We start from the raw sequence: 12700 nt of genomic DNA, 5'->3' as shown, positions 1-12700 counted from the left end.
CTGATGTTTTATTTTTGTTTAAGAGACGATAAAGTCATTGCTACAGCGGACTTGCGCGATATAAACCCCTAAAGATTTTGTGGCCTTAGGATTAGCCTTATCGCCGGAATACCGGCTGCTGAGTAATATTTAGTAAGGCGTTTTCAATTTGTTGCTTGAAATAATTTAGCGATTAGCCCTATACTGCTCCTGTTCCAATTGACAGATTGCGTTAATCCGCATGTCTTTGGAAGATCTTGTCGGAGTGCCACTGGCTGAGACCGCATTGCGGGATCCGTAGAACCTGATCAGGCTAATACCTGCGAAGGGAAACAAGAGGGATATTGATATTTCACAAATTTGCTGTGTCTGCTTGTCTGCCTACAGCCAAAATTTGATCAATTCCTACTCTTGCCACTTCTCCTGACATTCATTACTCCAACATAATTATTATATGGTGATGTTTGCATGGCTAGAATAGATAGAGAAAAAGCCCAGAAATTTATTGATGAAATCTGTGGTCAACCTTTCCCCAACTCAAAAAAAATCTATGTCGAAGGTTCGCGCCCCGACATAAAAGTACCGATGCGTGAAATTGCTTTAAGCGATACCTTGCTCAGCGGCAGTAAAGACAACCCGGTATTTGTACCAAACCAACCTTTGCATGTTTACGATACATCGGGCCCATACAGCGACGTTGATGAAACAATCGATTTACGTAAAGGCCTTGCTGCGATGCGTCGTGACTGGATCCTTGAGCGCCAAGATACCTATGAATTGGCTGAGGTTTCTTCAAACTTCACCCAACAACGCATGGCCGATGAAGGGCTAGATCATTTACGTTTTGAGTCACTGCCTAAGCCGCGTAAAGCGCTTAAAGGCAAGTGTGTGACCCAAAAGCACTATGCGATGCAAGGTATAATCACGCCAGAGATGGAATATATTGCGATCCGTGAAAACCTTAAACGTGAAGAAGTTCGCGATAAGGAATTAACACAACAACATCCAGGTTTTAGCTATGGCGCAAGTTTGCCTGAGCAAATTACTGCCGAGTTTGTGCGTCAAGAAGTTGCCCGCGGTCGCGCGATTATCCCCAATAATATCAACCACCCAGAATCAGAGCCAATGATTATTGGCCGTAACTTTTTAATAAAAATTAACGCTAATATTGGTAACTCGTCGGTAACGTCGTCGATTGAAGAAGAAGTTGAAAAGCTGGTATGGTCAACGCGTTGGGGCGCAGATACCGTGATGGATCTGTCAACTGGCCGTTATATTCATGAAACTCGGGAGTGGATTGTCCGTAACTCACCTGTGCCGATTGGCACCGTACCCATTTATCAGGCGCTTGAAAAAGTAAATGGCGTTGCTGAAAACCTCACGTGGGAAGTGTTCCGCGATACACTTATTGAGCAGGCCGAGCAGGGCGTTGATTACTTTACTATTCACGCCGGGGTATTGTTACGTTATGTGCCAATGACCGCAAAACGCGTAACAGGCATCGTTAGTCGTGGTGGTTCTATTATGGCTAAATGGTGTTTGTCACACCATAAAGAAAGCTTTTTATACGTTCACTTTAGAGAAATTTGTGAGTTGTGTGCGCAATATGATGTCGCGTTATCACTGGGCGATGGTATGCGTCCGGGTTCAATTGCCGATGCCAATGACGAAGCACAATTTGCAGAATTAGAAACCTTAGGCGAACTAACTCAGGTTGCTTGGGAGTACGATGTGCAAGTCATCATCGAAGGCCCAGGTCATATTCCATTGCACATGATCAAAGAGAACATGGACAAGCAGTTGGAGATCTGTGATGAAGCACCTTTTTATACTTTGGGGCCTTTAACGACCGATATCGCACCGGGTTATGATCACTTCACGTCAGGCATTGGCGCGGCGATGATCGGCTGGTTCGGCTGCGCAATGTTGTGTTATGTCACTCCCAAAGAGCATTTGGGTTTACCAAACAAAGAAGATGTTAAAGAGGGTTTAATCACCTATAAAATTGCCGCTCACGCCGGTGACTTAGCCAAAGGACATCCGGGCGCCCAAATTCGTGATAATGCGATGTCTAAGGCGCGTTTTGAATTTAGATGGCATGATCAATTTAACATTGGACTTGATCCTGAACGTGCGTTGGCCTTTCACGATGAAACTTTGCCCCAAGACTCTGGCAAAGTAGCGCATTTTTGCTCAATGTGCGGGCCTAAATTTTGTTCAATGAAAATTTCACAAGAAGTTCGTGATTACGCGGCCAAGCAAGAAACAATTGAAATAAAGTTACTCGATGAAACCATTACGATTGATGCTGCGATGGCGCAAAAATCACAAGAGTTTAAAGATCAGGGCAGTGAGATTTACAAGCTGGCAGCTGAGGCAAAGTAATGGCCGAACTAGCTGATACGATCCCAGTTATCTGGACTATTGGTGTTGATTGCTTAGATGGCGCGGGCATCATGGCGGATGCCCGCGCCGCAATGCATTATGATGTGCATTGCGTGACCATGGCCAGTTGCATCACGGCGAAAAATAGCCTGCTTGTTACTGCGCTGACCGCAACGCCTGTTGATCTGCTTGAAGCGCAGTGGTTAGCATTAATTGAACAAACATTAATAGAACAGAAAGTGCCGCAGGTGATAAAAATTGGTTTTCTGGCCAATGTTGATCAAGTTATTTGGCTAGGCGGTAAGTTAGCCGAACTACGTTATTCACAAATGCAACCAAGCGAAAGTGCACTGGCTACACGGGTCATTTATGATCCTGTATTGGCCAGCACGAGTGCTGGTTTTGCATTTAACGAGTCGATGTTTGCCGCGATAAAGCAATACTTGTTGCCCGAAGTTGATTTGTTAACACCAAACTTACAGCAGGCACAGCGGCTGTGCCAAGTTACCATCGATGATAATCAAGCGGTAAGCTATTTAGTGGCATTAGCCCGAACTTTATCCATTGAGTTTGAGCTCAGTGTGTTACTTAACAGTGGCCAGTTGGCACATGACCAGTCATTATCTAATGATTCACTGCCTGGTGAGTTGAGATATGACTGTTATGTAGCAGGCTTACACGCCGTTGAAGCGCGCGAGCCATCACGTGGTTTTGTGATGACATCGCCGTGGTTAGCCAATGACCGTACTTTTAATGGTACTGATAGCATCTCTGACAGTAGTTTAAGCAGCACCTTCGCCAGTTTAATCGCTGCTTTATTAGCGCAAGATTATACTATGTGCGACGCGCTGGTACTGGCAAAGACCACCATTAATCAGGCGACTGAACACGCAGTGCCACTTGGTAATGCTCAGGGTAGCTTAAGTGCCTTAACAGTGCCAACTCAAGCCAAATATTTACCAAAACTTAGTGAGCTAAATTTGTTTTTAGCCCAGCAATATATCACTGAGCATGACGATACGCCATTTACACCAACCCAGCAACAGCTTGGTTTATATCCAGTGGTCGATACACTAGATTGGCTTGAACGACTGTTACAGCTTGGAGTGAAAACCATTCAACTACGGGCTAAAGACTTTTGTGCCGACGAGATAGAACCACAAATAATTGCGGCCATAGCCTTAGGTCGAAAGTATCAAGCACGGTTATTTATTAACGATTATTGGCAGCTCGCGATTCAACATCAAGCCTATGGCGTGCACCTTGGGCAAGAAGATTTAGCACTCGCTGATTTGGCGCAAATAAAAGCAGCAGGATTACGATTGGGCTTAAGCACCCATGGTTTATATGAAGCTGTAATGGCTAATCAACTGCAACCAAGCTATATCGCGCTTGGTCATATTTATGCAACCCAAACTAAAGACATGCCATCGACACCCCAAGGTATTGATAAGTTAAAAATTCAGGTTGAGTTATTTAAATCGCAGCGGCCTTTGGTTGCCATTGGTGGTATTACCCGCGCGCGGGTTGCTGACGTGGTAGCCACTGGTATTGGCAGTGTCGCCTTAGTGACCGCTATTACCCAAGCTGACGATGTCACACAGGTAACCGAGTCTTTGTTGACACAAGTAGGCGCCGGGCAAGTAGCAGTCAATTTAATACCGACGCTAGCGAGCGAGGTGATTGATGAGTAACTTTCAAGCGACAGCCGACGCTGGTTTATCTTCAGAAGATCAATCTAGCTTGTCTTCACAAGAGCCATCTAGCTTGTCATCACAGGAGTTTATCCGTTATTCGCGCCAGATCATGCTAGATCAATGGGGTGAAGCCAAGCAATTAAAACTCGGGCAAGCTCATGTTGTGATCATTGGCGCTGGCGGTTTGGCCAATATCGCAGCCAGTTATTTAGCCGGCGCAGGCATTGGCCGATTATCAATCATTGATGAAGACGAGGTTGAATTATCAAATTTGCCACGCCAAATAGCCTTTGATCTTGATTCAATCGAAAATTCCAAAGTCTACGAACTGGCTAACCGCTTGCGTGAGCAAAATGATCATATTGAGATCATTAGTTTTCATCAGTACCTCGACCCTGCCAATATTGGCAAGCTCGTTCGTGACTGTGATTTAGTGCTCGATTGTACTGATAATACCGTGACACGACATTTGGTTAATCGCCACTGTGTTGAGCAGAAATTGCCGTTACTAAGTGCCTCGGTCGCCGGTTGGCACGGGCAGTTACTGTTGGTTGATCCCGAGCAGCCGCAATGGGGGTGTTATCACTGTTTATTTCCGCAGATCAGCAGTGCCAAAGAGGCTGCGAGCTGTCAAACGCTCGGCGTAGCTGGCCCGATGGTTGGAGTGCTAGCGTCGTTTCAGGCAAGCCAAGCATTGCGCTATTTGATCGACGCCCCCAGTGATTTAGCCAGTAAGTTGGTTTGTATTAATGGTGAAAATTTAGCCATGCAGTCGTTTGGCCGTGTCAGTGATAGCCAGTGTTTAGTCTGTGCTACACAAAAGAAAAAGCCAAAGTCACAATCTGAGCATCAGCAGTAGGAGCATCATAATGAACAACAATAACCCGACAAATGCGGTGTTGGTCAACCAAGAAAATTGGATCGAGCTTAGTGAACAACTAAGCAAACTCGATCAATTGCTAATTCACCTCGACTGTCTTAATGACGGCGTGGCTGTGGCGATTAACAATCAGGTGGTGACTAAAGAAAACTGGTCGACACAAGTTATTAATAATAATGACAAAATAAATATATTTGGCGCAATCGCCGGGGGATAAACAATGAGTGATTTATTAACGATAGCCGGTCACCAATTTGATTCTCGGTTGTTTACCGGTACTGGTAAATTTTGTGACAAAGCCACCATGATGGCTGCATTAGTGGCTTCTAAATCGCAGTTGGTTACCATGGCCCTTAAGCGGATTGACACAAACGGTAAGTCAGATGATATTTTGGCGCCGTTATTAGCCAACAATATGAAACTGCTGCCTAATACCTCTGGTGCAAAAACCGCTGAAGATGCCATTTTTGCCGCTCGGTTAACCCGTGAAGCTTTGGGTACCAATTGGATTAAATTAGAGATCCATCCTGATCCTAAGTATTTAATGCCCGATGCAATCGAAACATTAAAAGCAGCAGAGGTACTGTGTAATGAAGGCTTTATCGTTTTGCCCTATATTCACGCCGATCCTGTGTTGGCCAAACGGCTAGAGCAAGTAGGCTGCGCCGCGGTAATGCCATTAGGCGCGCCCATTGGCAGCAATAAAGGACTAGTTAGTCGCGAATTTCTAGAAATAATCATTGAACAAGCCAATGTGCCAGTCATTGTTGATGCTGGCATTGGCGCGCCATCACATGCCGCCCTGGCAATGGAAATGGGCGCTGATGCGGTGTTAGTTAATACCGCGATGGCTGTATCGCCCGATCCTGTTGCCATGAGCAAAGCTTTTGCGATGGCGGTTGAGGCGGGTCGTTTTTCTTATATCGCAGGTTTGGGTCAGGTCAACAACAACGCAATTGCAACCAGCCCGCTAACGGCTTTCTTGGACTAACAACATGAGCAGTTTTCAAGATTTATTTGACCAGCACAGCTGGGAACAAACGGCCGCTACTATTTACGATTGTGACGAAGCGGGCGTAGCGGCGGCGCTGACCAAGGCTAAAAGCAATACCAAACTTAGCCTCGATGATTTTAGGGCACTGATTTCACCGGCAGCTGAGCCTTATTTAGAGCATATGGCGCAGCTGAGTAAAACCATTACCCAGCAGCGTTTTGGTAAAACGATTCAAATGTTTGTACCGTTATATTTGTCAAATATGTGCTCAAATATATGCACTTATTGTGGTTTTAGCATGGAAAATAAGATCCGTCGCACCACGCTTGATATGACGCAACTTAAAGCCGAAGCCATTGCGATTAAGAAACTCGGTTTTGACCATATCTTGCTGGTGACTGGCGAATCAGAACGTAAAGTCGGCATGGCCTATTTTGAGCAAGCCTTGATTGTCTTGCGTCAGTATTTCTCGCATATCTCGATGGAAGTACAGCCGCTGCTGACCGAAGATTACCGCCAGCTAAAAAGTTGGGGGGTTGAAACGATCTTGGTCTATCAAGAAACCTATCATCGTCAAAAATACGCGAGTTATCATTTAAAAGGTAAAAAAGCAGATTTTGACTTTAGGTTGGCAACCCCAGAACGGGTCGGTGATGCTGGCATTAATAAAATTGGCATTGGCTGTTTGTTAGGACTTGAAGATTGGCGAACCGACGCGTTACATGTTGCGATGCAATTACAGTATCTTGAACGACAATATTGGAAAATGAAGTTTTCGTTATCTTTTCCCCGCTTAAGACCTTGTGAGGGGGGGGCAACTGTAAATTCGCCGATGTCAGAACGGCAATTAGTCCAGCTGATTTGCGCTTATCGTTTGTTTAATAATCAGGTTGAACTATCGTTATCTACCCGTGAATCGGCGGTGTTTCGTAACAATATGTTGAGTTTGGGGGTTACAACCATGAGTGCTGGTTCTAAAACGCAGCCGGGCGGGTATGCGAGCGAAGACAAATCGTTGGAGCAGTTTAGTATTGATGACAACCGCAGTCCGGCGCAAGTCGCGGCCATGATCAAAGAGCAAGGTTACGAAGTGGTTTGGAAAGATTGGCAACCGGGTTTAAACGAAGTAGCTGATCGGTGTGAAGTCGGTTAGCGGAATATTTTAGAATTAAGATCAGCCACAATGGTCGGCTGATCTTAATTAGCGGTCAAGCAACGGTCAAGCAACGGTCAAGTAAGGGTTAATCAGGTTGCTGTGCTTTATAGCGATCAACCCACAACGCAGTCGCGCCACAAATGGCCGCAGGCATCACCACTAAGTTTACAATTGGGATCATTGAGAAAATTGTTACCATAAAGCCAAACGACATTGCGGTTGCGCGATCTTGCTGCAGTTGGCTTTTCATATCATCGAAACTAATTTTGTGATTATCAAACGGGTAATCACAATATTGAATTGCCATCATCCATGCCGAGAATAAAAACCACAACACTGGCGCAACAGTTTGTCCAATCACCGGAATTAAAAACAAAATCAAACAGCCAATCGCTTTAGGTAAATAATATTTTAGCTTAATAAATTCTCGTGATAACGTCCGTGGAATGTCTTTAATGACATCTGCCGCAGAGCCTTCTGGTGCAGGATCGCCGGTCAGGTAACATTCAACTTTTTCTGCTAGCAAGCCGTTAAACGGCGCGGCAATCCAGTTGGCCACCGAACTAAAAATAAAGGAGAACACCACCAAGACTATTATCACCGCCAGTGGCCACAAAATGAAATTTAACCAAGACAAAAAATCAGGAATAAAGTGATTGATGTAATCAAAAACCTCCTCCAATTGCAGGTAGAGAAAATAGAAAGCGCCGCTGAATAAAATTAAATTTATAGTAAGGGGTAATAAGACAAAACTGCGTAGGCCTTTAACCTGAATTATTTCGAAACCTTTTAAAAAGTAGCTGGCACCGCTGTGCGATTGTTTAAGCAAGGTATAGATCCTGTATCAAATGCGTTAATTGCGACAATATAACAAAAAAGTAGCGCTAAGGTGTTACAAAATAGGCGGTTAAATCGCATTTTTGTTCAAATTTACCCAATCCCTAAAGCAGTATGCGATAATGCCGGGTTATTGCCATATTTTATACCTCAAAGAGAGCCATGCGCTTAAAACAACTCAAGCTCGCAGGATTTAAATCCTTCGTCGATCCCACTAAAATAAGTCTGCCTAGTGATTTAAGCGCAATCGTTGGGCCCAATGGCTGTGGCAAATCAAATATTATCGATGCGGTTCGTTGGGTTTTGGGTGAGAGCAGCGCCAAAAATCTGCGTGGAGAGGGCATGACCGATGTCATTTTTAATGGCTCGACCGCGCGTAAACCTATTTCACAAGCCAGTGTTGAACTGATATTCGACAATAGCGACAACAAAATGTCAGGGCCGTGGCAAAGCTACAGTGAAATTGCGATTAAGCGCCAAATTAACCGCGATGGTCAGGCCGATTATTTTATTAATGGCCAAAAATGTCGCCGGCGTGACATTACCGACTTATTATCTGGCACCGGGCTTGGTCCGCGCAGTTACGCGATCATTGAGCAGGGCACTATTTCGCGCTTGGTTGAGTCCAAACCTCAGGAATTGCGGGTCTTTTTAGAAGAAGCTGCGGGCATCACCAAATATAAAGAGCGCCGTCGTGAAACAGAAACGCGGATTAAGCACAGCCGAGAAAACCTTAGCCGTTTAGCCGATATTAAACATGAATTAGACACGCAGGTTTCTGCACTGGAATCTCAAGCCCAACAGGCCGAGCAATACGGTCAGTTAAAAGCCCAAGAACGCAGTTTAAATCAAGATATTATTGTGTTGCGCTGGTCTAAATTTGAGCAGGAATTAACGCTAGCACAACAGCAAAAACAACAGCAGTTTCAGCTTTTAACCGAGCTTGAACACAAACAGGCATTAGCTGAACAGCAAAACGAGCAAGTGGTCAGTGAAATCACCCGCTTAAGTGAACACTCAAATTCTTTATTGCAGCAATGCTACCAGCAAGAAACCGAGGTAGCCAAAGCAACAGCTCAAGTTAAACTGCTGGCCACCAAACACCAGGACTTACTTGAGAACCAAGACAAGCTTCAGCTAAGCCTTAATGCCAATACCGATCGCCAGCAGCAGCAAACTCACAAAGTTGCAGTTGCTACCGACGCGGCAGCTCAATTAGCGCCACAACTAGTCCAATTGACAGGGCAGTTAGCGGTACTAAATAGCAACAGTGTCGATACCCAACAGCAACTTGAGCTGAGCCAACAACAATTAAGTGATCTGCTAAAACAGCAAACCTCTTTGCGGCAACAGCTTGAACTTAGTGAGCATTCCAGTGCTAAAATTGGCCAAGATAAGCTCAAGTTAGCCAGCCAACGCGAGTTAATGACTGATAAGCTCAGTAGCTGCGCCGTGGAACGGGCAAGCTTAGCGCCACAAGAAAAAATGCAACACTACCAGGGTTTAAGACAGCAACATGTCGATGCTCTCTCACACCAAACGGCGGCAAAATCGCAGTTGCAGCAAAGCAATGCCGTGGTCACTGCGATGCAACAGCAAGTACTAGCGCTTGAACAACAACAGCAAAAGTTAGCCAATGAAATGGCGACCAATCAGTTGTTAATTAGCGCAAAACTCGCCAATGATGACCAAATGTTAGCCAATCATTATCAAGGCTTTCAACAGCTATGGCAAAAAATCACGATAGCACCGCGCTGGCAACGAGCACTGCAGGTGGTATTAGGCGACTTTTTACAGGCTTATTGTGTTGAGACTCATACACCAGCTTTGGCTGGCACTGGGCATCGGTTAGTTCATAAAACGGACTCTGCAGCGGCTGCTTCGCCAAGCCAAGTTACAACGCCGCAATTGTCTCAAAGTTTACAAGCACTGATTGAGTGCGATTATGCGATCAACGATCTGATATCAGGGATCTTTTGTGCTGATGATCTCCAGCAAGCCAAAACGATAGCTGCAAGTTTAAGCGCTGGCCAGTCGGTTATTACGCCCTGTGGTCAATGGTATGGTCAAGGTTTCAGCGTGATTAGCGCGCCTGCCAACGATGACGCGACTGGACTCGGGCTGCTTGAACTTGAGCAGCACCTGCAACAACAGCAAACCAAAATGGTGACATTGCAGGACCAAGCTGAGCAATTAGCGCAACAGGGAAATTTGCTTGAGAAAACGCTAACTGAGCACCTTGAAGCCAGCGAGCTATGCGATCAACAAAGCATTAGTTGTCAGCAACACATGATTGAAGCGAAACAACAGTGGTTGCTTGAACAGCAAAAATGGCAATACGTATGCGATCAGCACGATGACATTCGGCGTCAAATTGTCGATTTAGAACAGGTTGAATCGTTAGAACAGCAGCAGTTGGTGCAATTGAGCCAGCAACAAATAGCGCTAAATCAACAGATTAATCAATTAATTGCTGATCTTAAAACAGCACAAAGCAGATTGTCGGTATTAAAACAATTACGCCATGGTCAGCAACGCGATTTAGTGCAGCTTCAGCATCAAAAACACGACGCTGAACTGGCCGACCAAAAACTACAAATGCAACTTAGCGCCACGCAGCTACTGCTAAGCCAAATTAATGATGTGGCTCAAGACACTCAACTGGCGTTAAACCAGGTGATCGAGCAGTTAGAAGCCAGTGCAGCACCTTTAGCTGAGCAACGTCAGGCCTGTCAGGTTGGTGGTGAGCAACTGGCTGTATTACGGCACGAGCATCAACAACAGAGCCAGCAGCTTAAACAGTGCCAAGTTAGTCAAGAGCGTCTTAACCAAAGTAAAAAAGAGCAGCAGGTTAAGCTAGCTAAAGGCCAGGCGCTTATTCAGCGCGCCAATTTAACCAGTGAAACGCTTAAAGTAAAACTAACCGCGCAAGAACAAGCACTAGAGCTATCAGCAACGGCGCTTACTGCGTTAGCTGCAGCGTTGGTGGTTGAAACTGATCCCACATTATGGCCGCAGCGTTTAGTCAATGTTAAAGAACAATTAGCTAATATTGGGCCAATCAACTTAACAGCGATTGAGCAATATAATGAGCAGAAACAGCGCTCTGATTTATTGAAGCAACAAATTGACGATTTAGAGTCGGCCTTAGAAACCTTGGGCAGTGCAATCAAAAAAATTGATAAGCAAAGCAAAGAGATGTTTAAACAAACTTTTGATGCGGTTAATCGCGATTTTAAAATTCTGTTCCCTAAAGTCTTTGGTGGCGGCAGTGCTCAGCTAACATTAACCGATAGTGACCTGTTATCTTCAGGTGTTAGCATCATGGCGCAACCACCCGGTAAGAAAAATAGTACAATTCATCTCTTAAGTGGTGGCGAAAAAGCATTAACCGCATTATCATTAGTGTTTGCGATATTTCAATTGAATCCTGCGCCTTTTTGTATGCTTGATGAAGTAGATGCACCTCTTGATGATGCCAATGTCGAAAGATATTGTAATTTGGTTAAAGAAATGTCTGAAAAGGTACAATTTATTTTTATTACGCATAATAAAGTTAGCATGGAAATGGCCGATCATTTGACCGGTATAACCATGATGGAAGCGGGTGTTTCGCGTGTCGTTGCAGTGGATGTAGCACAAGCTGTTTCTTTAGTTCAAGAATAACAAAATTGGTAGTATTAATGGAATTAGAATTACGTACAGTTTTATTGATTATTGGTTTAGTGGTTATTGCCGCTATTTTAATTCATGGCTTGATTAGCATTCGCCAATCAAATAAGCCCGTTGACCTAACTGGGATCGATCTTAGGGAGCAAGACGACGAAGGCAATATTATTCGTGATGGCTCTGGCTTTGATCGTCACGGGGTTGGGGTTGCCCGCATTATCGATGACAATGGCGAAGAATTACCAGTGGACTCAAGTTTTAATGGCTCACTAGGTAATACTGACACAACTAAAGTCGACACTAATGCGGTACAACAATCAGAGCTTGACAGCAGTGAGACAACGATTAATTTTGACGTAGCACTTGATGGCACTGAGAATAATAATGGTGCGTCGCACTTGATTATCGAAGAGCCGATTGCTCCAGTATTCGACTCGCCAATTCAGCGAGAAAAGCCAGTCAGTAAATTCGATTTTGTTAAACCTAAACCGCCAGAGCCTGTCATTCGATCTACCCAAGCAACAACTATCGAATCGAACAACCTTGAATCTACCATAATCGAACCGGCTCTTGTCGAACCCGCAACCGTAGTATCAGCAAAAGTTGAGCCAACGGTAAAGCCAACAATAATAAAACCGACCACCGTGGAGCCAGTGGATCCGATGGATGTGCTGGTACTTAACGTGGTTGGTCGTGATGCTAGCGAGTTAGAAGGCGCGCACTTATTGCCGTTATTACTGACCTTAGGCTTTAAATTTGGTGAGATGGATATTTTCCACCGTCATGCCAGCAGTGCTGGCCACGGTGACGTTTTATTCTCTTTGGCCAATATGGTTCAGCCGGGTATTTTTGATATCGACAATATGGAACAATTTAGTACCACGGGTGTATCGTTGTTTATGCAGCTACCTCATACTCAGGGTAATTTAGAAACATTTAATATTATGCTTAATGCGGCCGCTAAAATTGCCGAAGAGTTTGACGGCCAAGTGCTCGATGGTAAACGTAATATTTTAACCAACCAATTAACCCATCAATATGTTGAGCGGATCCGCTCTGTTGAGCAACGTGTAGCCGCCAACAAATAATATTATTAGCATTGT

9 protein-coding genes and 1 riboswitch are annotated in these 12700 nt (G+C 44.8%); of the genes, 8 read left to right on the top strand and 1 reads right to left on the bottom strand.

Going from position 1 to position 12700, the window contains the following annotated elements; all coding sequences use genetic code 11:
* The first annotated feature begins 230 nt into the window (after window positions 1-230).
* A riboswitch (TPP riboswitch) is annotated at window positions 231-328 on the top strand.
* A 119-nt stretch (window positions 329-447) separates the two neighbouring features.
* From thiC to thiH, 6 genes are read left to right on the top strand one after another with little or no spacing between them, the layout of a single operon-like run.
* Complete coding sequence (thiC, locus tag HRU23_17320; GenBank protein ID NRA55901.1) at window positions 448-2364, top strand: phosphomethylpyrimidine synthase ThiC; 1917 nt, start codon at window positions 448-450, stop codon at window positions 2362-2364.
* The gene (gene thiE, locus HRU23_17315; protein NRA55900.1) at window positions 2364-4058 is read left to right on the top strand and encodes a thiamine phosphate synthase; all 1695 of its coding nucleotides are present in this window, start codon (window positions 2364-2366) and stop codon (window positions 4056-4058) included. Before thiC ends, thiE begins: the two co-directional genes overlap by 1 nt.
* Entirely contained in the window at window positions 4051-4920 is an 870-nt protein-coding gene (locus tag HRU23_17310; protein NRA55899.1) for a HesA/MoeB/ThiF family protein, read from the top strand. Before thiE ends, HRU23_17310 begins: the two co-directional genes overlap by 8 nt.
* 10 nt (window positions 4921-4930) lie before the next feature.
* Complete coding sequence (gene thiS, locus HRU23_17305; GenBank protein ID NRA55898.1) at window positions 4931-5158, top strand: sulfur carrier protein ThiS; 228 nt, start codon at window positions 4931-4933, stop codon at window positions 5156-5158.
* 3 nt (window positions 5159-5161) lie between these two features.
* Window positions 5162-5932 carry a thiazole synthase gene (locus tag HRU23_17300; GenBank protein NRA55897.1) on the top strand — a complete coding sequence of 257 codons (771 nt, stop codon included), beginning with the start codon at window positions 5162-5164 and terminating at the stop codon, window positions 5930-5932.
* Between the two features lie 4 nt (window positions 5933-5936).
* On the top strand, window positions 5937-7088 hold the full coding sequence (gene thiH, locus HRU23_17295; GenBank protein ID NRA55896.1) for a 2-iminoacetate synthase ThiH: 1152 nt from the start codon (window positions 5937-5939) through the stop codon (window positions 7086-7088).
* Between the two features lie 88 nt (window positions 7089-7176).
* Here thiH and cysZ read toward each other — a convergent pair whose 3' ends face one another.
* Complete coding sequence (cysZ, locus tag HRU23_17290; protein NRA55895.1) at window positions 7177-7920, bottom strand: sulfate transporter CysZ; 744 nt, start codon at window positions 7918-7920, stop codon at window positions 7177-7179.
* 170 nt (window positions 7921-8090) lie between these two features.
* Here cysZ and smc point away from each other — a divergent pair, with 170 nt between their 5' ends.
* A complete protein-coding gene (gene smc, locus HRU23_17285; protein NRA55894.1) occupies window positions 8091-11594 on the top strand; it encodes a chromosome segregation protein SMC in 3504 nt (1167 codons plus the stop codon).
* Between the two features lie 17 nt (window positions 11595-11611).
* Entirely contained in the window at window positions 11612-12685 is a 1074-nt protein-coding gene (zipA, locus tag HRU23_17280) for a cell division protein ZipA (GenBank protein ID NRA55893.1), read from the top strand.
* The last annotated feature ends 15 nt before the right edge of the window (window positions 12686-12700 follow it).

The sequence above is a fragment of the Gammaproteobacteria bacterium genome, assembly GCA_013214945.1.
Classification (GTDB): Bacteria; Pseudomonadota; Gammaproteobacteria; order Enterobacterales; family Psychrobiaceae; genus Psychrobium.
The sequence above is the reverse complement of the archived record's forward strand: the minus strand, read 5'-3'. Positions and strand labels throughout refer to the sequence as shown.